Consider the following 25,449-nt stretch of genomic DNA (forward strand, 5'->3'; position numbering starts at 1 on the left):
CGCTGCAGGTCAGGAAAAATTCATAATAAGTATTTACACTCTTCCTTTGTTTTTATTGGATGAATTTCCTCAAAAACTTCAGAAAAAAACATGGGTGTCCCAGTGGCGAAGTCAGGTGATGAAAGAAATGAATGTTGAATTTCTATAATGCTTTGATGAAATCAGCATCAAATTAAACTGCGTGGTTTTCTTGTTTATGACAGGATTTAATATATTTGCAAAAAGATTATATTATGATACGTTTATTTCTGCTGACTTTGTTGTTGTTAATTCCGTTTTTCGGCTTTTCACAAAACCAGACCGAGCTTTGGGGAATAGCTAGCGACGCAGGAAATGATGCAGGTATTGTTTTTAAAACAAACGGAGATGGGGACTCCTTGACTGTTGTGCATTCTTTTGAATATTATCCCGGCAAATCGCCCAAATACACGAATCTTTGCAAGGCTGACAATGGGAAATTATATGGAATGACCGCCAGTGGTGGATTCAATAATAATGGTGTAATTTTCGAATACGATCAGGTGGCCAACATCTATACCAGGAAATTCAATTTCGACGGAGCTATTAATGGACGAGCACCCAACGGGTCCTTAATTAAAGGCAATAACGGGAAGCTCTATGGGATGACCTCTATGGGCGGTGTTAATGGGAGCGGTGTACTATTCGAATTTGATCCTGTAACAAATGTGTTTGTGAAGAAATTTGATTTCAGCCAGCCAATGGGTTCGTATCCGCAAGGATCATTGCTTCTGGCAGACAATGGGAAAATGTACGGGATGACTTCACAAGGAGGAGGTACTCTGGGTGTATTATTTGAATATGATCCCAATATAAATGTATACACTAAGAAGCATGAGTTTAACAACACAAACGGAGCTACACCAATTGGATCACTGATTCAGGCAGCCAATGGAAAACTTTATGGAGTCACTACTGAGGGAGGCCAAAATGATTTCGGGGTTATTTTTGAATATGATATTTTATCTGATAGTTTAAGACCTATTTTGAGTATGACCAATGCCCTTTATGGTCAGTATTATGTTTCAATGATTCAAGCTTCAAATGGAAAATTTTATGGGCTTACAACTAATGGAGGAGAATCCGGTGAAGGAACCATATTTGAATTTGACATGTCAATCCCTCAATATTTCTGTACCAGTTTTGGGTATGGTGACGGAAGCTTCCCTACGGGAACATTAATTGAAGCCAGCAACGGAAAATTATACGGAACTACTACTTGTAGCAGTCAGACGGGTACCGGAGTTATATTTGAATACGACACATCGACACACCAATGGATTAAAAAAGTGGAATTCAGCGAGGCTTCCACCGGAGCTGAACCAGGGGGTGCTCTCATACAGGATAGCACCGGCCTGATGTATGGATTGACTACTGCCGGTGGATCAACTGGTTTTGGAGTGCTTTTCGAATATGATTTGGCAAATAATACCCTTACAAAGAAAGTTGATCTTTCAAGTGCTCCGCAAGGCAATTTCCCTACCGGAGCAATTACTCAGGCCTCGAATGGAAAGCTATATGGATTGACTTATTATGGAGGAGAAATAAGCGACAATGGAGTGTTGTTTGAATACGACATGTCAACAGGTACGCTGACAAATAAACATGAATTTTCTACAACATCAAATGGGCAATATCCTTATTTATCTGCATTGGTTGAGACCTCAACGGGAAAATTATACGGAACGACAAGTGCTGGTGGCGTTAGCGCTTCAGGGGTGATATTTGAATATGACCCCTTGACAAATATCTTTACAAAGAAGATCAATTTCGGCGGGACATATGGCGCTCAACCTACAGGTAAACTACTGATAGCATCTAATGGTAAGATGTATGGAACGACCCGGTCCGGTGGGACGAACAACAGTGGCGTTTTGTATGAATATGATCCTTCAACAAACATTATAACCAATAAATTAAATTTTTCCGCATCCACCAGCGGGAGTGAACCTTATGGCTCCCTGATACAAGCAACAAACGGAAAAATCTACGGAATGACCTCAGGCGGTATCACATATGGAAATGGAACTTTTTTCGAATACGATCCGGCAACAAGTACTTTTTTGAAAAAGATGGATTTCGACGGAGTTTCGAAAGGCAGAATCCCTCATGGATCATTATTACAGGCATCCAATGGAAAATTGTATGGTATGACAACTGCGGGAGGGGCCTATGATCATGGAGTATTATTTGAGTATGACCTTTTAACCAGCACGTTTACCAAAAAGCTGGACTTCGACAGTACTTCAACCGGGAAGCACCCCTATGGTTCACTCATAGAATCTTCCAATGGAAAACTGTATGCGATAACAACCAGTGGGGGCGCCTATGATCGGGGTGTACTATTTGAATTTAATCCAATCACCAGCACTTTTATAAAAAAATCCGATTTGAATGACACTATAGGAAGTTATCCATTTTCTGATCTTGTTGAAGTGTATCCAGTACCGCAATTTACCTGTAATATGGCTAATGTAGTAACTCCGACAGACTCTAACGCAACTTTTATTGTATCTGCTGTTGGATATGGATTATCTTATCAATGGCAGGTAAATGACGGAAGCAAAGGCTTTGCTGATATTTCGGATGACACAACCTATACCGGCGCAACCAATGACACATTGATAATAAATCAGGTAAATTGTTCAATGAATCATTACCAGTATCGCTGCGTGGTTACCGCTTCACAACCTCATATGAGTATTGTCTCAAATGTTGTTTCACTAATTGCCGCATCAAATTCCTATTATGAAAATATGGAAATCTGTGATGGCGAATCATATTTTTGGCATGGCACAAGTTATTCTCTTTCCGGAAATTATCAGGACAGTTACAGCACAGCATCGGGGTGCGATAGTATTTACATTCTACAGTTGGAAGTGCTGCCGAAATATTTGTTTTCATCCAATCAGGATATTTGCGATGGAGAGGTGTATAACTGGAGAGGAAACGATTATTCTGTTACAGGAATATATCATGACAGTCTGACGTCGGTAAATGGATGTGATTCTGTATTTGCTCTTGATTTATCTGTTCATTCACCAATGCTGGCGGCGATAATTGGTCTTGACAGTATGTACTGTATATACAACTCCTCAGACAGCATTAACGGCAATCCGGCAGGTGGTTCATTCTACGGGCAGGGAATATCAGGGTCAATCTTCAATCCTGGCATGGCCGGAATCGGCAACTGGCCAATTGTGTATTTATATACAGATGTCTATGGCTGTGAGAGCAGCGATACCATTAGTGTTGCTGTTGATGAATGCACCAGCATATCCGAAACCGAAAGCAAATATCATGTCTTTCCCAACCCCGCAAAAAATGAGCTCCACATTGATTTTCCCGGAGACGGAAAGTATATTGTTTCTCTGATCAATCCGATTGGACAAATTTTGTTGTCACAACAGTTTGAAAATAAACAACAGGCTGATTTGGATTTGTCAGGCCTACGTGAAGGCACGTACATGCTGAAAATTGAAACCACTGACGGATTTGTTTTGAAGCGGGTAGTGATTGAGCGATAAAGAACCTGAGACAATATGAAAAAGTGCAGAAATATTTAATTGGCATTATATAACTCGTTATCGCAAATCTTTTTTGGAAATGTAATTAGAAAAAATAATCGCTATCTTTGATAATATTAACCATTGAAGCCATGAGGAGTATTTATTCATTTTTGACTGTCATAGCGGCTTTGCTGCTGATTTCTTTTTCGACACAAACAGCCAGTGCGCAGTTGTCGGGAACCTATACCATTGATCCGTCGCAGCCAACCGGGGGGACCAATTTTAAATATTTTGGCGATGCATTGACCGCACTGAACACAATCGGTGTTAATGATACAACAGTTTTCAATATTGCCAGTGGTGTATATGATACCTTGCTGACATTTTCATCTGCCATTCCGGGCATGGGAGCAACAGCACCGATAACATTTCAGTCTGCAACGGGGAATGCGGCGGATGTGGTATTGAAACATACGGCTGTGTCCAGTTCTGACAATTACGTAATCGATATTAATGGGGCAAAGTTTATTTCTTTTAAAAACATGTCACTCCAATCCAATGGAGGAACATATGCAAACTGCATTGTTTTGAGAAACAGCTGCGGAAATATTCTGATTGAAGGCTTATTGCTACAAGGGCCGACAACAACGCTTGTTAGTGCAGATATAGCATTGATTAATAATCTCACTTCCACTCTTGACAGCAATATTGTCATTCGCGATAATGAATTTAGGAATGGTTCCTATGGCGTGTATATGTATGGTATATCTTTTACATCCCTTGAAAATAACAACGTGATTGAAGGAAACACATTTGTCAATTATTATTGTGTAGCCATTGAGACCAGGTATCAGAGAAACCTACTTGTCTGCAACAACAACATGACGACTAGTACCAGCAATTCAAATACTGCCGGAATGTATTTGCGCAATACTAATTATAGCCGGATAATTAAAAAACCGGGTTTATTCCCCACAAAATTATGGAATTTGTCTTTATCAATGCACTGGTGATACATTGTTAAAAGGTGAACTTTCCAATAATTTCATTTCCATTGGAGGAGCATCAACTGCATATGGTATATACTCTTATGGATGTGCTAACTATAACATATTTCACAACAGCGTTCTCTGCACCAGTACAAGTACATCAAACGGAAGAGCGCTATACGTTTATTACTCGACGCCATTGAACATTAAAAACAATATTTTATCCAATACAGGCGGAGGATATGCGTTTTACACAAATACTGCAGGCTTCACTTCAGACTATAATAATCTGCATACCACAGGCGCGTATATAGGCTATTACATATCTTCGAACCAGCCAACACTTGCCAGCTGGATCATAGCTTCAGAAAAGGACAGCAACTCAATCAGTGTCAGTCCCGGCTTTATCTCCAATATCGATTTGCATACTTTCAATTTGCTCAACATTGACAAGGGAATCCCCGTTGGAATTGCGGATGATATAGATGGGGAAACCCGCAGCATCTCTACTCCCGACATTGGTGCCGATGAATTTTTCACGCCCTCTGCAATCTCGTCCGTCTACCCCGGCGACATCAACAACGATGCATTTGTTGACGGAAATGATTTGTTGCTGCTCGGATTGAATTATAATGTATCCGGCTCTCCTCGCGATTCCGTGAGTATTGAGTGGCTTCCGCAAGCCTCAACCGATTGGGGCACCAATATGAGCGGTGCGGCCCTTGATCTGAAATTTGCTGACTGCAACGGCGATGGCATCACGCTGCACAATGATACCACAGCCATTTCGCAAAATTTCGGATTGACTCACACTTTCAAAACCGGCTTCACTCCTGACCTTCCGAAAGCAACGCCGACCGTTTCGCTGCTTTTCCCCGATACAATCATGGTGAACACACCCACGCAGATCGATGTCGTGCTGGGCGATGCAGCAAATCCGTTCAACGATCTGCATGGAATTAATTTTGATTTCAGTTTGAATACGAATTTTTATATTACCAACTTTACACTGACCTCACTGCTGGCCGCACCCTCAACACAACTGAAGCTCCTGAAAAACACAGGCACCAATGAATATTCGCTTGCATTCACCAAAACCGACGGAACAGGATTCAGCGGATATGGCTCTGCAGCTACAATCACAATGATGTTCGACAGCATTGCAGGATTGCCTTTCAATACCACAGCCACTGTTTCGAATGCTGTAAGTCTGAATTCTGATGGCACATGGAACAGTCCGACAGGGTCCGCATCATCGTTTATTCTTGCGTCAGGAACAACGGTTCAGATCAATGAAATGGAAAGTAATCTGGACCTCAGCATCCACCCCAACCCCGCCTCCACCCAGACCGAAATCACTTTCACGCTCCCCGCCCCCGGCAAATGTGTGCTCACATTGCGCAACACGCTTGGCGAGCTGATTCAGACCACTACCATGGATGGTCAGAGCGGAAAGAATTCGGTGAACGTCGATCTCAGTAATCTCGGTCAGGGCATCTATGTGTACACCCTCGAATACAAAGATGTGGTGCTGACGAGAAGGTTGTCGGTGATTAAATAAACCATGATTTAAGAACTAGGATATCCGATTTTTGATTTTTGATCGGATATGTCAAAATGAAAAAATAATTAGGAGAAGGGAGCACGGTGTTGCTCCCTTCTTTTATTGAAAAAAAATTTCAAAAAGTTTATCCGTGTGAATTAAAACTCTATCTTTGATAATATTAACACCTTTATCATGTCAGGATTTAAGCACCTCCTAGGTTTATTAATAACACTTTTATTGATATCCGCATCAACAATAACCGTGCGCGCGCAATTGTCGGGAACATACACCATTGACCCATCGCAACCGACCGGAGGGACCAATTTCAGATATTTTGGTGATGCGCTTACAGCATTGAATACCATTGGAGTAAATGACACAACCATATTCAATATTGCCAGTGGGGTGTATGATACACTGCTGACCTTTTCATCGACCATTCCGGGCATGGGAGCAACAGCACCGATCACATTTCAATCTGCTACGGGGAATACGGCGGATGTGGTATTGAAACATATGGCGGTGTCCAGTTCTGACAATTACGTAATCGATATCAATGGAGCAAAGTTCATTTCTTTTAAAAACATGTCACTTCAATCCAATGGAGGAACTTATGCAAACTGCATAGTTTTGAGAAACAGTTGCAGAAATATTCTGATTGAAGGTTTGTTGCTTCAAGGACCAACAACAACAATGATTAGCGCAGATATGGCTTTGATTAACGACCTGGGAACTTCTATCGACAGTAATATTGTTATCCGGAACAATGAATTTAAAAATGGATCTTATGGAGTGCATATGTACGGTGAAGGTACATTTTGTGAACATAATAACATAATAGAAGGAAATACTTTTACGAACTATTATGCCGTAGCCATACAGACCTTATATCAGAAATACATACATATCTGCAACAACTATATCACGACTAACTCCGACAACATTGTAACCGCCGGGATGTATCTGAGTGAAACTTATTACGGGAGAGTTTTTAAAAACCGTATCGTCTCACCGCAGAATTATGGAATATATTTGTATTATTGCGCTGGAGATGCAGTAACCAAAGGCGAAGTTTCCAACAATTTCGTTTCCGTCGGAGGTAATTCAACCGCATATGGAATTTATTCATACTATTCAACAAATATTAATATTTACCACAACAGCGTTCTCTGCTCAAGTACGAATACATCAAACGGAAGAGCACTATACGTGAATTACGGTTCGGCATTAAACATTAAAAACAATATTTTATCCAATACAGGCGGAGGATATGCGTTTTACACAAGTACTACAGCCTTCACTTCCGACTACAATAATCTGCATACCACAGGCGCGTATACAGGCTATTACAATTCCGCGAACAGGGCAACACTTGCAGACTGGAGTCTGGCTTCGGGAAAAGACAACTACTCAATTAGTGTCAGTCCCGGTTTCATCTCCCATACCGATTTGCATACTTTCAATCTACTCGCCATAGACAAAGGGATTCCTGTAGGAATTTCGGATGATATAGATGGGGAAACCCGCAGCAACTATACTCCGGATATTGGGGCTGATGAGTATTCTGTCGGATCAAATGATGCCGGTGTTGCAGCGGTTAATGAACCAGCCAGCTCTCCACTTCCATTCCTTAATACAAACTACAATGTTTCGGTTAGCTTAAAAAATTATGGAACAGATACCCTGACAAAAACAACCATCAACTGGAGCCTCAACGGAATTTTACAGCCATCGTTTATCTGGCAGGACACGCTTCTGCCTGGTTTTACATCCGGAAGCATCGTCATCGGAACTTTGCTTTTTTCTGATGCCGGGGCTAATTCTGTTCAGGCATGGACCACACTGCCGAATGATTTGGCAGATGCCAATGCCGGCAACGACACTCTGAAAAAACAATATCTTGTTTGTCCTGTACCTCTCGCCGGAAGCTACAGTATTAATCCTGCTCAACCTACTACCGGGACTAATTTCCATAGTTTTGCAGATGTACTGACTGTGCTAAACGTGTGTGGTCTATCGGATACAACAATCTTTAATATTGCAAGCGGGGTTTACGACACATTGCTAACTTTCGGAAATGCAATCCCGGGTCAGGGTCCTTCGGCACCAGTAATATTTCAGTCAGCAACGGGGAATCCTGAAGATGTGTTATTGCGAAACAATTCGACATCTACTGCAAATAACTTTGTGATTGAAGTGAACGGAGCAAAATTCATGACCTTTCGAAATCTTAGTCTGCAATCGATGGGTGGTACATACGGCACTTGTATAACGATGAAAAATAGTTGCCGGAATATCACAATTGAAAACAATAAAATAACCGGACCAGTAGCCACCTCAGGTGTTACAAATCTTGCTCTGATCTACGATCCGAATACTTCTGCCGACAGCAATATTGTGATACGAAATAACACGTTCCACAATGGATCCTTCAGCTTGTATTTTCAAGGTTCATCTGTAACTGCGCTTGAAAACAATAATATCATTGAGGGAAACACTTTTGAGAATTATTACTGGTCAGGAATTTATGCCGCGTATCAGAAAAAATTAATCGTATCAGGCAACTCGTTTTCAACCTCATCGGCATACAGCAATACTATAAGCGTTTCACTTTCATACTCAGATGAAAGCCTTGTTGCGGACAACACCATTATATCTCCCCGATATTACGGAATCTATTTGAATTATTGTGATGGCACACCTGCTAGCTTTGGAGAAGTATCCAATAACTTTGTGATGGTTGGCGGTACTTCTTATTCGATTGGAATCTACTCAAACTATTGCACCTATTATAATTACTTCCACAACAGCATACGGGTCTCAGGCACACATGCTACTTATGGAAAATCTCTTCAATTAATCGGTGGGTCAAACAATTTTGTCAGAAATAATATATTGGCAAATTTTGGAGGAGGATATGCAATATATGCCAGCAACGCAACTTTTAAATCTGACTTCAACAATCTTTACACTACCGGAAGTAAAATTGGTTACTATTTAGGTGCGCTCGTGGCAACTTTGCCAGACTGGATCAATGCAGCACAAAACGACAGTAATTCTGTTTGCATTGATCCGGAATTCATTTCAACGACTGATTTACACACCTATTGCCTTGCAATGGACAATCTTGGAACACCCTTGTCTGTGTCAACCGATATTGATGGAGAAAGCCGCAGCGTGACAAATCCTGACATGGGCGCTGACGAGTACACACCTTCATTGGAAAATGCCGGAGTGGTCGAGATTTCGGAGCCGCTTTCAATGCCAAATCCGATTAAAGATTCCATTTACATTGCAAAAGTCAGAATTAAGAATTTTGGTGCCGACACACTTACAAAAGTAACCATTGAGTGGTCGATAAACAACATACTTCAATCACCATATGCGTGGACCGGCTCATTGCTCCCTAACGAAGTGTCGGGTGAAATTACCATTGGAAATGCAATATTTACCGACATTGGAAACAGTGTCCTTAAAGCATGGACTATTTTGCCCAACGATTCGATTGATGCATACAATGCGAATGACAGCGTTAGTAAAGTTTTTAATGTGTGTAAAACTGTTTTTGCCGGCTCCTACAGCATTGATCCGGGAATACCGACCGGAGGCAGCAACTACCGGTATTTTGACGAGGTGTTAGATATATTGAATGTATGTGGTGTGAACGACACTACCGTATTCAACATTGCAAGCGGCGTTTATGATACATTGCTCACTTTTCCGAAAACAATTCCGGGCATGGGCGAAACGGCACCTATCACATTTCAATCTGCAACCGGAAATCCATCGGATGTAGTATTACAGCATAATTCAACATCCAGCTCATTCAACTACATTATTGGAATAAAAGGGGCTCAGCACATGAATTTCCGGAATATGACGCTTCGTGCATTAGGCCTCACGTATGGCAACTGTTTCAGAATTGACAACAATGCGGGTTTTATTGTAATTGAAGGAAATGTAATTGAAGGGCCCTCAACAACATTATCCAATACCAATCTGGCTTTGATTTATGATGTGTCGGGCTACAACGACAGTAATATTGTTATCAGAAACAACACGTTATTAAACGGTTCATATGGAATACATGGTACTGGAATGGTTACAACCTCAATGACAAATTCTGTTACAATTGAAAACAATATAATAACAGGTTATTATGATGCTGGCATACGGCTGAGTTATTATAAAAATGCGCAAATACGAAATAATCAGCTGACCACAAATTCGGCATATACATCCTCTGTTGCATTGTATCTTTACTATTGCGATTATTGTAAATCCAGCAGTAATAAAATTAATCAATTCAGCGGCAGAGGGGTGTCTGTTACTTACTGCGATGGCTCTTCATCGGCAAGAAGCGAGATTTCGAATAACTTCATTTCTGTCGGAGGATCTGTGGGTTCAAGTATTTTTTATTTATCCAATTCAACCTATCATAATGTTTTTCACAACAGTATAAACTACTGGGGCCCAAATGCCGCAACAAATGCATTTACCAATGAAAACAGCAGTTATACAAATATCCAAAATAATATTTTTTCAAATGCTGCAGGTGGAAGAGCCATATTTCTTTCTGGTTCCGGTATATCCAGTGATTACAATAATTTGCATACTGCCGGGCAGTACATTGGATCTTTCAATTTTGCAGCAATTCCAACATTTGCCGAATGGATTTCATACACTGGTCTGGATTCGAATTCGGTACAGCAAAACCCTTATTTTGCTTCTCAGCAAGACCTGCATGTTTCCACGCTGGCTTTGAATGGCAGCGGTACTCCGGTTGGGATCACAACCGATATCGATGACGAAATCCGTAGTTCCACCACTCCTGATATTGGAGCGGATGAGTTTACACCCGGTGCTCAGAATGCGGGTATTACTGAAATTTTATCGCCGCTGGAACATCCCTTTCCCATTCAGGATACAATCTATCCGGTGATAGTGACCATCCGGAACTTTGCTACTGACACGTTGAGTAAAGCGACTATAAAATGGTCAGTCAATGGCATTTTGCAACCATCCTATAGTTGGACCGGTTCGCTGCTGCCTGATGAATCCATCTCCAGCATAACCATTGGGACGCTTGCATTTGCAAATACAGGTAACAATGTTGTCGAAGTGTGGACCACACTGCCGAATGATTCATCCGATTCATTTGTTTTCAATGACACCTGCACAAAAACATATTTCGTTTGTAAGACCGTTTTCGCCGGAAACTATTCAATAGATCCGTTGCAACCAACAGCAGGAAACAATTATCAGTATTTTTCGCAGGTGCTTGCTATTTTGAACGAATGCGGAGTTGGCGATACTACTGTTTTCAACATCGCCAGTGGCGTGTATGACACGCTTCTGACGTTTACCGGCGCCATACCGGGAATAGGCCCCGATGCACCAATCACATTTCAGTCTGCTTCGGGTGTGCCTTCCGATGTTGTTCTTCAACACTCGGCAAGCACCTCATCCGACAATTACGTTGTCGATTTGAACGGAGCCCGATATTTGACTTTTAAAAATATGACTCTCAAAGCCTTGGATATCTATCTGGGAAATTGTGTTGTTTTCAGAAATAATTCAAGAAACAATACACTGGAAGGAAATATAATAACCGGGATCGCGACCACCAGTACAAATGTAAGCATGGCCGTCGTTATTAATAAGGCAGCTTCACTGGACAGCAACATTGTTATCAGAAACAATATCCTGATCAATGGGTCATTTGGAATATACTGTTACGGAACATCATCGAGTTCACTTGAACGGAACAATGTTATTGAAGGAAATACTATTTCCAATTATTATGTTGCAGGCATCCAGTCTTTTTATCAGACCAACATAAGTATCAGCAACAATGTGATTTCAACCAATTCGGTGAATGCAACACAATACGGGATTTATTTGCAGTACAACGATTTTAGCCAGATAGAAAAAAACAGAATCAATATTCCGAAATATAACGGTCTGTACCTGTATTACTGCGACGCGAATTCAACTAATCGTGGACTGGTCTCCAATAACTTCATCACTGTTGAGGGTGCAAGCAATGCCAATGGAATGATTATTCAGTACACAAACTATTACAATTTCTATCATAACAGTGTCAACTGTACCAGTTCCGGTACAACACCCAGCCGTGCATTTTATTATTATAACAGCAACAACTGTGAAATCAAAAACAACATATTGGCAAATACAGGCGGTGGATATGCTTTCCACTCCACTTATGGTAATTTTATTTCTGACTATAACGATCTTTATGCAACCGGTGTTTCGTTGGGATATTTTTCGGGTACAAACATTGCGACATTGGCTGAATGGAATGCAGCAACACTGATGGATTCAAACTCTGTCAGCATTGATCCACTATTCTCTTCCCCGTCTGATTTGCATGTATCGTCTCATTTTCTGAATAATGAAGGATTTCCTGTAGGAATAATTGATGACATTGATGGCGAATCGCGCAACGTAGCCACCCCTGATATTGGAGCTGATGAGTTTATAGTGCCTGCTGAAGATGCAGGAGTGGTGGAAATCACTGAGCCAGTTTCATCTCCGGTCCCCTTGATTAACATATCCTATCCGGTGAAATTCAAAATCAGGAATTTTGGCTCCGATACTCTTTCAAAAGTAACGGTTGAGTGGTCGTTGAATGGTACTATTCAACCCTCGTATTTTTGGACCGGACAACTTTTGCCTGACTCCATTTCGCCTGAACTGAATATCGGAACCATTGTTTTTACTTTGACTGGCAACAACGTCATTGAAGCGTGGACCTCTATGCCCAATGATTCAATTGATCTAAAAAACATCAATGATACAATTAAAAAAACATACACTGCGTGCGAGATTGTGCTTGCAGGCACATATACCATCGACCCCCTGTTGCCGTCAGCTGGTACGAATTTTCAATATTTTTCAGATTTTCTGAGCGTACTCAACACATGTGGACTACGTGATACAACTGTCATAAATATTGCCAGCGGAGTTTACGATACCTTGCTCATCTTTACGGCTAATATACCCGGTCTTGGGCAATCGGCTCCCTTAACCATTCAATCATTAACAGGCAATCCGGCCGATGTCACCATTCAGCGCAATTCAACAACCGCTGCCGCCAATTTTATAATTGACATCAGCGGTGCTTCATTCATTACATTACGCAATCTCACTTTGAAAGCACTGAACGCAAACTACGGAAGATGTGTTTCACTGAGAAACAGCTGCAGTATCATTACAATCGAAAACAATGTGATAGAGGGGCCATCATCTTACCAGCTATCAAGCACTCTTGCCCTGATTTACAATAGTGAAACATCAAACGATCATTCCATCTTAATCAGAAATAACACCATCGTAAATGGGTCCTATGGAATATACATGTCCGGGATTTCCTCCTCAAACACAGAAAACAATAATACTATTGAGGACAACAATATTTCCAATTACTGTGGTGCAGGAATATATTCACGATATCAGACCAATACCATACTGAAAGGGAATTCGCTTGAATCAGGTTCGACCTATCCTAGCATCAATGGATTATATTTAAATTATTGCTACTACCCGCACATTTCTGACAATCGTATCACCCAGAACTACACAGGAATATCGCTGAATTATTGCTACAACAGCGCTGCAGAGCATGGGGAGGTTTTCAATAATTTCATAAGCATCGGAGGCACTCAAACTGCCTATGGGATTTTTGCAAGCAATTCCTCTTTTTTCGATGTATATCATAACAGCGCCAATGTGTACAGCACGCAGGCTTCATCCAGTGTGTCTTTCAGATACGTCTCGGGCAACGATTTTGATATCAGAAACAACATTTTTTCCAATCCTGGTGGGGGTTACGCTTTCTCAGCCCAAATAAACAACTTTAATTCTGACTACAACAATTTTTATACAACAGGGCCCAATATTGGATTTTTAAGTTCATCCGCCATTGCTACTCTTTCGGATTGGATCGTTGCCGCCGTTTCCGACACCAATTCGGTGGCTGTTGATCCTGCCTTTATTTCGCAAACAAACTTACACACGGCAAGTACAATACTGAACAACGCGGGAGCCCCTGTTGGAATTTTACATGATATTGACGGTGACCCAAGAAGTGCCACCAATCCTGATATTGGAGCCGATGAATACAACCCATTCAGATATGATCTCGAAATTATTTCAATTATGGAACCTGATTTTATTCAACCTGAAAATAGTGTAACAGACGCACGTTTTATTATTATAAACAATGGCAGCGAAACTGTTTATTCCATACCATGGCAATATACTTATAATTCGGGATCTTCTGTCACAAACACCTGGAATGGCGTACTTCAATACAATGAAACTGATACATTGACGATTTCTTCGCTGACCGTCAATCCTGATTTGAACATACTGCAGGTTTCTTTGTCATTGCCGGAAGACACAATCTTTTATAACAACTCAAAAAGCAAAAGATTTTTTGGAGTCCCTTCTCATATTTTCTTTGAAGATAATGACGATTCGGTTTCAGAACTGTATTCAAACTCGCCAGTGTGGGAATATGGATTTCCTGCTGCAACTGTGATTAATTATCCGTTCAACTCTCAGGCAGTCTGGACAACCAATCTTGACGGAAATTATCCCGATTCTGTGCTGGCATTTCTCAATTTGCCATCATTCAATTTTTCCGGTATTTCAAGTGCTTATCTTTCATTTTACTACTGGCTCGACACGCAGGAAAATCAAGACGGGTCTTTTATTCAGTATTCTGTCAACAACGGAACCACCTGGGGTTATCTGGGATCCATTAACGATGTTAATGCCCTTAATTGGTACGACGCACATTTCTCGGGGCACTCAGGTTGGTCCTTGAACACCGGCGGATGGAAACAAGCATGCATTCCGCTCACCAATGTGATTGGGAATGCGACAGTAAGACTCCGTTTTGGGTTTTATTCAGACGCAACCATGAACTACAACGGGATGGCCATTGATAATATCAGAATCCTAACCCCTGAAATGCCTTTCGATGCCGGTGTAAAACATATCGTCAGCCCAATGGATTCAACACAGGCCGATAGCCTCATCAATGTTCAGGTTGTTCTTCAGAATTACGGAACCGATACGTTGCATCAGTTTTATGTAAGCTATAAAATTCCAGAAAACAGCATTTTCAATGCAGAACAATGGACCGGCACTCTTATTCCTGGTGACTCTGCCGTTTTCACTTTCAGCAATCCCTACACAGGCCCTCATTCAACCTATACACTTTGTGCATACACGTCAGTCTCCGGAGATATTTACAGAGATAACGATTCGGCATGTATTTCAATGGTTCCTACTGGAACCAACGGCATAGATCAAACCAATTCAAATCTTCCACTCGCTCTCAATATCCATCCCAACCCCGCCTCTACCCAAACCGAAATCAGTTTCACCCTCCCCGCCCCTGGCAAATGTGTGCTCACACTGCACAATACGCTCGGCGAGCTGATTCAGACCACAACCATTGATGGACAGAGCGGAGAAAATTCTGTGAATGTTGATCTCAGCCGTCTCGGTCAGGGCATCTATGTGTACACCCTCGAATACAAAGATGTGGTGCTGACGAGAAGGTTGTCGGTGATTAAATAATTTCTGTCACGGATTATAAATCCGCGCCAGAAAACTAAAAAAATGAGAAGGGAGCACGGTGTTGCTCCCTTTTCTATTGGAAAAAAATTTCAAAAAGTTTATCCGTGTGAATTAAAACTCTATCTTTGATAATATTAACCATTACGGCGATGATAAAAATTTATTCATTTTTGGCTGTGACCGCGGCTTTGATGATAACTTCATTTTCAACACAGACAGCCAGTGCGCAGTTGTCGGGAATCTATACCATTGATCCGTCACAGCCAACCGCCGGAAACAATTTTAAGTATTTTGGTGATGCATTAACTGTACTGAATACCATCGGTGTTAATGATACAACAGTTTTCAATATTGCCAGCGGCGTATATGACACGTTGCTGACTTTTTCATCTGCCATTCCGGGCATGGGAGCAACAGCACCTATAACATTTCAGTCTGCAACGGGGAATGCGGCGGATGTAATTCTGAAACATAAGGCCACATCTGCTACCGATAATTACGTTGTTGACTTCAATGGAGTAAAATTCGTTTCTTTTAAAAACATTACATTTCGTGCCATAGGCACATACTTCACAACATGCATTACTTTAAGAAACAACTGCAAAAACATTCTGATTGAAGGCTCATCGCTGATAGGACCCGCAACCACACTTACAAGCGCAGACCTGGCTTTGCTTCATACTCTTGATTATTCAAAAGACACCAATATTGTTATCCGGAACAATGTTTTTATAAACGGAGCTATTGGGATTGACATGTATGGCAATTCAGCTCCTGGAAAAAATAATGTGATTGACGGAAATACTTTTTCCAATTTTTATAAGTCAGCCATTGTCACCAAAGATCAAAACAGTATTCTTATCTGCAACAACGATATTTCAACCAATTCAGGTTTTGGCAATACCGCCGCTGTTGAATTGCTTACTTCTGATTATGCAAGAGTACTGAAAAACCGCATTGTTTCACCGCGATTCAAGGCAATATTGCTTAATTCGTGCAATGGAGACACTCTGTTAAGAGGAGAGATTTCCAACAATTTCATTTCAGTCGGTCAATCCACGGCAGCCAGTTCCGCGCTAAATTTGCAAGGATCGACCTACTATAACGTTTTTCACAACAGTGTGCTTTGTGCCAATACAAACACAAGTTCAGTTGCATTTGGTCTTTCCGGGGCCACTAATGTGATTGTGAAAAACAATATATTTTCGAATTCAGGAGGTGGATTTGCTTTCTATGCTAATGCTACTTCGACTTTTGTTTCAGATTACAACAATCTGTATACAACCGGATCCTATATCGGATGGTATCCTTATACAAACTGCATAACGCTTGCCGACTGGGTGCAGGCATCGGGGAAAGACAGCAACTCTGTCAGTGTTGGCCCCGGTTTTATTTCTTCATCGGATCTTCACACCTACAATTTTCTCACGCAGGATATGGGAACTCCTGTCGGGATCACCGATGATATTGACGGGGAAATCCGAAGCACAACAGCGCCCGATATTGGTGCTGATGAATATTCTATTATTTCGGACGATGCCGGTGTAGTTGCTGTTGTTGAACCTGCGAATTCACCAGGTCCTGTCATTAATGTAAACAACGGTTTTAAAATACAGATAAAAAACTTTGGAACTGATACACTCACAAAAGCAGTCATCGGATGGAAACTAAACGGTGTACTGCAGCCTCAATTTGTTTGGCTGGATACACTATTGCCCGGAATGATCTCCGGTAATATTCTTGTTGATTCAGTCATGTTTTCAATTCCTGGAAAAAATTCAATTGGAGTGTGGACTATGCAACCGAATGATGTGCCGGATGCCAATGGCGGCAACGACACCCTGAAAAAACAATTTCTGGTTTGTCCCGGAGGACTGGACGGGAACTACAGCATTGATCCATCTCAACCAACAACAGGGACAAACTTTCAAAGCTTTTCCGATGTGCTGATAGGGCTAAATTCATGTGGTATTGCCGACACCACCATCTTTAACATTGCAAGCGGAATTTATGATACATTGCTTACCTTTCAAAACACAATTACCGGAATAAATCCTTTTAATCCATTAATATTTCAATCAGCAACGGGAAACCCTGCAGACGTAGTTTTGCGGAATATTCCTACTTCCTATGCAAACAATTATGTTATTGATCTGAATGGGGCAAAATACATAACTTTCAGGAATCTCACCTTTCAATCGCTTGGTACATTATACAGCACCTGCATTCTTTTACGAAACAGCAGCAGAGATATTAAAATCGAAAACAATGTGTTTGAGGGATTGACGGTCACCGCCTGGGATTCTTCCAGGGCATTGATAAGAAGCTTGAAAGCAACAAATGAAAATTATATTACCATCAGCAACAATTCTTTCATCAACGCTTCATTCGGAATATATCTTGAAGGCATGTCCACTACTTTTCCTGAAAGCAACAATAAAATCCTTGATAATACTTTCACAAACTTCTATGCTTCTGCTGTCTATACCCAAAACGAGAGTTATATGAAAATCAGCAATAATGTTCTCTCAACAAACACTCAATATTCAGGTGGAAGTGGACTCAGTTTGTCATACACCGATTACAGCAAGATTACCAATAACCGGATAAGTGTACCAAAGAGCTATGGTATACATTTGTATTATTGCGATGGAATGTTTTCCAATTATGGTGAAGTTTCCAATAACTTTGTACTGATTAATGGTTCAAGCATTTATCCATGCATAGGAATCGGTTCCTTGTATAGTACAATGTACAATTTTTATCACAACAGTGTTCTGGTTACAGGCACATTCCCAACAGACTCAAGAGCATTTCAGGTTTCCAATGGAACAAGCTGCAATGTAAAAAACAATATAGTGGCAAATTTCAGCGGGGGGTATGCTATTTACACTGACACATCATCATATAAATCTGACTTCAATAATCTTTATACTACCGGCACTTATTTGGGATTGTATGGCAACACCTCTGTCAAAGCGATAGATTTGCCAGACTGGATTACCAAATCGCACAGAGACAGTAATTCTGTCAGCATGAATCCTGAATTTATTTCGTTGACCGACCTGCACACCTATTGTATTCCAATGGACAATCTGGGAACACCATTATCGATAACTACTGATATCGATGGTGAACCCCGAAGCACTGTGCATCCCGACCTGGGAGCCGATGAGTACACGCTGTATAATGAAAATGCAGGAGTGGTAGAAATATCCGAACCACTTTCAGTACCCTATCCCATAAAAGACACTATTTATTCTGCAAAAGTCAGGATCAAGAATTTTGGTATCGACACGCTGAATAAAGTAACCATTAATTGGTCGGTCAACAATGTTCTTCAAACACCATTTTTATGGACCGGATTAGTACTCCCTGGTGAAATTTCGGACAGTATTGCTATCGGCAATATGTTTTTCCCCAGCCCGGGAACGGCAACTATCAAGGCTTGGACAAGTTTGCCCAATGACTCAGCCGATGAGTATGTTGCCAATGACAGTCTGTCAAAAACATACACAATCTGTTCACTTGTTTTCGCAGGCAATTACACCATTGATCCGGGCCTTCCGACAGGCGGGAATAACTATCAGTATTTCGATGAAGTGATTGATATATTGAATGAATGCGGGGTGCATGACACAACGGTTTTCAATATTGCAAACGGCATTTATGACACTTTGCTCACTTTTCCGAAAACAATTCCCGGAATGAGCAGTACAGCTCCCATCACGTTCCAATCTGCTTCCGGAAACCCAACAGATGTGGTATTGCAGCAAAATTCCATATCCGATATAAAGAACTATATCATAGAAATCAACGGAGCACATCACCTGTCATTCCGTAACATGACGCTGCGTGCATTGGGCTCCAACTACGGAAACTGTTTCAGAATCGGGAACAATGCCGGATTCATTGAGATTGAAGGCAATATCCTTGAAGGTCAGGCAACAAATTCCACAAGTGCCGAAATGGCTCTGATCCGCGATTTATCAGGTACAAACGACAGTTGCCTAATAATCAGAAACAATGTTTTCAATCGCGGATCCTGCGGAATTTATAGTGAAGGAATCGGATCCACATCTCTGACCAATACCATCACGGTTGAGAACAATCAGTTTATCGATTATAATTATAGTGGAATTTATTTATCCTGTTTTAAAAACGCTGTTCTTTCCGGCAATAACCTGAAAACAAATTCAGCATTCCCATCTTCTGTTTCTGTATCGCTTAACTATTGCGATAATTCCATTGTCAGTAAAAACAAAATCAACCAGCCCTTCAATAAGGGATTGTACTTTAATTATTGCGATGGAACTGCATCTGCAAGAAGTGAGATTTCGAACAACTTCATTTCTGTAGGAGGTTCAGTTTATGCAATCGGCTTGCATCTGAACTATTCAAATTATCAAAATGTATTTCATAACAGCATTCATTGCTGGGGTAATAATAATACATCCATAACGATCAGATTTGACAACAGCAGCGATTTTGAACTCAAGAATAATATATTGTCCAATACGGCAGATGGTAAAGTGATTTTTATAAATGGCATTACAAGCGGAACCAGTGATTACAACAATTTATATACTACCGGCCAGACTATTGGTGCCATTGAGTACTTTACTTTCTCCAACTTCACTGAATGGAGTACACAAACAGGTATGGATAATAATTCAGTAAATGAAAATCCATATTTTACTTCAACAGAAGATCTCCATATTTCAACTTTCACCTTAAATGGTGTCGGTACGCCGGTTGGCGTAACTACTGATATTGACAATGAAGCCAGGAGTCTGACAAATCCTGATATCGGAGCAGATGAATTCATTCCGTTCCCATATAATACCGGTGTCGTCAGTATATTATCGCCTCAGGATACATCTTATCTGATGCAAGACTCTGTTTATAATGCAAAAGTGCAGATTAAAAACTTTGGTCCTGACACATTGGTCAAAGCAGAAATAGAATGGTCGGTCAATGGAATCATGCAGCCATCGGTCATCTGGACAGGCACACTGCTGCCTGATGAAGTATCTGTCGATATCTTGCTTAACACCGTTTCTTTTTCAAATGTCGGAAATAACACAATCAAAGCATGGACAAAACTTCCCAACGACCACGCTGACAGTTTCATTTTCAACGACAGCTTGTCAATCGTATATTATGTCTGCAGAACAATATTTGGTGGTGTATATACCCTTGATCCAAGCCAGGCCTCTGCGGGAAACAACTACAAATACTTTTCAGATATCGTGACAGGATTAAGCACGTGCGGTGTAAGTGATACCACTGTGTTTAATATTGCTCCCGGCGTTTACGACACTTTGTTGCATTTCACTTCACCAATACCGGGAATGGGGCCCAATGCGCCCATCATACTGCAATCTGCCACAGGCAATGCTTCAGATGTAACCATTCTGCACGATGCAGCCGATGTCAGTGAAAATTATGTAGTGTATCTTGAAGGCGTCAATCATATCGCATTGAAAAATCTGACTATTCAGGCATTGGATACATCTTTCAGCAACTGTGTACGGATAGGCGGCGGCGCAACAAATATTCTGATTGAAGGAAATATTATTCAGAGTCAGGTCAGCTCAATGTTATATTGGGAAAGGTCTGCAATAATCAATGACTTTTCTGGCGCAGACAGTAATATTGTTATTAGAAACAATCAAATTTTGAATGGCGCGCTGGGCATTTATATGCGTGGTCCAACTCCCGGCAATGAAAACAATAATGTTATCGAAGGAAATATCATATCCGGATATCTTTGCTTTGGAATTAATGCAAATCATCAAAATAATCTCACTATAAACAATAACACAATTTCAACGAATTCCACATCAACTTTAAATTTTGGTGTTTATTTTAATACCTGTAATTTCTCTACTATCAGTAAAAATCATATTTCTCAGCAAAACGGATATGGCATATCTCTTAACTCATGCACTGGAAGTTCAATGTCGCACGGGAATGTAATTAATAATTTTGTTTTCATTGGAGATTCTGCCAATGCCTTTGGAATTTCTCTTGCAGGAACAGACTACTATAACATATACCATAATACAGTGCACTGCATGAGTAGTAATATTTCATCCAGCAGGTCATATTATTCAACGAGCAGCTATTATAATGAAATAAAAAACAATGTCTTTGCAAATTCAGGTGGCGGGTATGCCATTCATTGTACAACAAACAATTCCATTTCAGATTTTAATGTCCTTTACACCAACGGAGATACGCTATGCTATTATGGATCGACACCTTGCATCACCTTGTCCGATTGGAATGCAACAGCGATGAAAGACAGCAATTCGGTAAACGCTAATCCGGGGTTTGTTTCACCAACCGACCTGCACGTTACGGGATATGCCAGTAATAATTCCGGAACACCATTGTTGGTGACTGATGATATCGATGGTGAGCTTCGCGATCTTGTAACCCCCGACATTGGTGCAGATGAATTTACACCATTAATCTCCCCTGTCTACCCCGGCGACATCAGCAACGACGGGCTTGTTGACGGAAACGATTTGTTGCTGCTCGGATTGAATTACAATGTACCCGGCTCTCCGCGCGATTCGGTGAGCATTGATTGGCTTCCGCAGACCTCGTTCGATTGGGGTGCCAACATGAGCGGTGCGGCCCTAGATCTGAAATTTGCCGACTGCAACGGCGATGGCATTACGCTGTACAATGACACCATGGCCATTTCGCAAAACTACGGATTGACACACACATTCAAAACCGGCATCACACCAAACTTTCCAAAGGCAACCCCAACTGTCTCGCTGCTTTTCCCCGATACCATTACGGTGAACACACCCACCCAAATCGAAGTCGTGCTGAGCGATGCAGCAAATCCATTTACGGATCTGCACGGAATTAAATTTGATTTCAATGTGAACACAAATGTTCATATTGCCAACTTTACACTGACCGCACTGCTGGCCGCACCAGCAACGCAACTGAAGCTCCTGAAAAACACAGGCACCAATGAATATTCGCTTGCATTCACCAAAACCGACGGAACCGGATTCAACGGATATGGCTCCGCAGCTACAATCACAATGATGTTCGACAGCATTGCAGGATTGCCTTTCAATACCACAGCCACAGTTTCAAATGCTGTAAGTCTGAATTCTGATGGCACATGGAACAGTCCGACAGGGTCCGCATTATCGTTTATTCTTGCGTCAGGAACAACGGTTCAGATCAATGAAATGGAAAGTAATCTGGACCTCAACATCCACCCCAACCCCGCCTCCACACAAACCGAAATCAGTTTCACGCTCCCCGCCCCCGGCAAATGTGTGCTCACATTGCGCAACACTTTGGGCGAGCTGATTCAGACCACTACCATTGATGGCCAGAGCGGAAAGAATTCGGTGAACGTCGATCTCAGTAATCTCGGTCAGGGCATCTTTGTGTACACCCTCGAATACAAAGATGTGGTTCTGACGAGAAGGTTGTCGGTGATGAGATAAAATCTGTCACGGATTTAAAATCCGCGCCAGAAAAGTTTTTAAAATCATAATTTGAAGGGAGCACGGTGTTGCTCCCTTTTTTATTCAATTTAGAAAAGACGAAACTTAATTCGTGTACAATCGAATCCTTCAGGATCGGATATTGTTTTGCGCATAGACATCCGGCTTCACGTGATGACAAGGTCGCCTGACGCTATTATTGTTCGACATCCTCCGAATGTCATTTGCTGCGAAGAGATTTGAGCGGCTGCGAAGGTTTCCAGGAGATCCCGGGTCAGGTAATACAGAGTCCACAGATTACACTGATTTATTCGCATTCTTGTACTATTTCCGGTGCTCATGAGCTCGTGCCTTTCAGGCACTTCGGTTCACGGAAATACTTTTGTTTCAGCGGCCCCATCGCGATGACTCGGACGTCAACAATTTTTACTGCGTAATAATCATTGACTACAAAACACTTTTTCAATTATCCGTGGGAATGGCTTCAGTCGCAGGCTGCAAGACATTTTATCCGCTTAAATCCAAAGACCTGCTGCGGGCATTGTAATCCGTGCTTTCCGTGTCATCCGTGGACAAAAGAACTGGAGCGGCTGCGAAGGTTTTCGGGGAGATTCCGGGTCGCTGGAACTCTGAACAAGGAACAAGGAAGTAAGAATTTTGAAGGATCTCTACTTCAAACTTCCTTCTTCCTTCTAATTTCCTTGTTCGGTGTTCAAATTATTCCGCCAGCTTCCAAACCGTATCAATAACGGTCCCATCGACCCATTTGATGACGGCTACAGCTTCGTTGGTGAGTTTTGGTTTCTCCGGCTTACCGCAGATGGCCTCAGCTTCAGCTTTCAGTTCCTGAATGGTCTTGATCGGAAGCTTACTGTTCTTCATCTTTTCGATGAGGTCGGTGCGTTTCGGATTGATTGCAATTCCGCGCTCAGTCACAATTACATCAATCATTTCACCAGGGCCGCAGATGGTGGTTACTTCGTCAACCAACACCGGAATGCGGTCGCGGAACAGCGGAATGGGAATGATGACGGTCTTTGCATGCAGACAGTTCTGCCAGCCACCAATACCGTGAAGCAGCAAACCATCAGAGTGCGTAACAACATTACCATTGAAATTTACATCGATTTCTGTTGCTCCGAGAATCATGATGTCGGTCATCGTTGTGTAGTTGCCTTTGCTGTGATAGTTGTAGGCCTGCAGCACCGATAAATCAATGTGATTCGGGTTTTCGCGCGCAGAACGCACTGCTTCGAGATCGAAAGCCTGCGCATCAAGAATATAATCAAGTGTTCCGTTTTCGAGCATCTGCACCATGTACTTGGTACTTCCACCGAAAGCAAAGCGGGCCTTTTCGCCACGCGATTTCAGTATCTCTTCCATGTAAACACCCACTGCGAGCGATGTTCCGCCTGCACCCGCCTGCATGCCGCAACCATCGTGCAACAAACCTGCTTCATCGCAAAACTGTGCAGTCCATTCTGCCAGCAGCAAACGGTCCGGACTGCGCGTTACCTGCGTGGTTCCGGAAACAATTTTTTCGGGAATACCGATCTGATCGACAACTACAACATAGTCAACATAGTTTCCCTGCACCTGCATGGGCATACATGGAAAAGGAATCAGATTATCTGTGACAATAATTACTTTATCAGCATACATATAATCGGCCAGTGAATAGCCCAGAATACCGCATGCAGACTTTCCGCTGAGGGCATTGGCATTTCCAAACGGATCGGCAATAGGTGCCGCAACAACGGCAATATCGATATGAACTTCACCATCCTGAATGGCCTGAACGCGTCCACCATGCGAGCGAAGCACTGCGCAGCCGGTCATGCCGCCTTTGGTAGTGAATTTCCCGAGCGGGCCATTCATAGAACCTTCAATGCGGTTGATGGTGCCATCTTCGAGATATTTGATCAAAGGATCATTGCATGGAAATGATGCTGAAGGCAGCCATACGAGGTCTTTCACGCCCATTTCATGCGCAATGTCAAAAATGGTATTGCTCACTAAATCTCCATCGCGCAAATGGTGATGTGTACTGATGGTCATACCGTCTTTGAGACCGCATTTTTTCAGAGCTTCAGCGAGCGAAGAAACGGTTTTGTTTCCGTCTTCGGGATAATCGATGCAGGTTGGAATCGGTGGCGCATATTTGCGTCCGGTCGGACGATGCTGGCGCAGGCCTTTGAAAGGAACCATTTCCTGTCCGTTTACTTCGGTGGGGACTTTACGTCCTATAGCGTTTACTACGAATTTATCGCATTTTTTCATGA

Annotated in this window: 6 protein-coding genes; 5 read left to right on the forward strand and 1 reads right to left on the reverse strand. The window is 41.8% G+C overall.

The window, feature by feature from the left end; translation table 11 throughout:
- Positions 1-233 precede the first annotated feature (233 nt).
- From A2W93_05760 to A2W93_05780, 5 genes are all read left to right on the forward strand, one after another.
- A complete protein-coding gene (locus tag A2W93_05760; GenBank protein ID OFY55925.1) occupies positions 234-3,545 on the forward strand; it encodes a hypothetical protein in 3,312 nt (1,103 codons plus the stop codon).
- A gap of 131 nt (positions 3,546-3,676) precedes the next feature.
- Positions 3,677-4,540: a hypothetical protein gene (locus A2W93_05765; GenBank protein OFY55926.1), complete on the forward strand. Its 864-nt coding sequence runs from the start codon at positions 3,677-3,679 to the stop codon at positions 4,538-4,540.
- Between the two features lie 4 nt (positions 4,541-4,544).
- Positions 4,545-6,077: a hypothetical protein gene (locus A2W93_05770; protein ID OFY55927.1), complete on the forward strand. Its 1,533-nt coding sequence runs from the start codon at positions 4,545-4,547 to the stop codon at positions 6,075-6,077.
- Between the two features lie 246 nt (positions 6,078-6,323).
- The gene (locus A2W93_05775; protein ID OFY55928.1) at positions 6,324-15,677 is read left to right on the forward strand and encodes a hypothetical protein; all 9,354 of its coding nucleotides are present in this window, start codon (positions 6,324-6,326) and stop codon (positions 15,675-15,677) included.
- A 149-nt stretch (positions 15,678-15,826) separates the two neighbouring features.
- Entirely contained in the window at positions 15,827-23,167 is a 7,341-nt protein-coding gene (locus A2W93_05780) for a hypothetical protein (protein ID OFY55929.1), read from the forward strand.
- 717 nt (positions 23,168-23,884) lie between these two features.
- Here A2W93_05780 and A2W93_05785 read toward each other — a convergent pair.
- Complete coding sequence (locus tag A2W93_05785; protein ID OFY55930.1) at positions 23,885-25,447, reverse strand: citrate lyase subunit alpha; 1,563 nt, start codon at positions 25,445-25,447, stop codon at positions 23,885-23,887.
- Between the last annotated feature and the right edge of the window lie 2 nt (positions 25,448-25,449).

This window comes from Bacteroidetes bacterium GWF2_43_63 (assembly GCA_001769275.1).
Taxonomy (GTDB): domain Bacteria; phylum Bacteroidota; class Bacteroidia; order Bacteroidales; family DTU049; genus GWF2-43-63.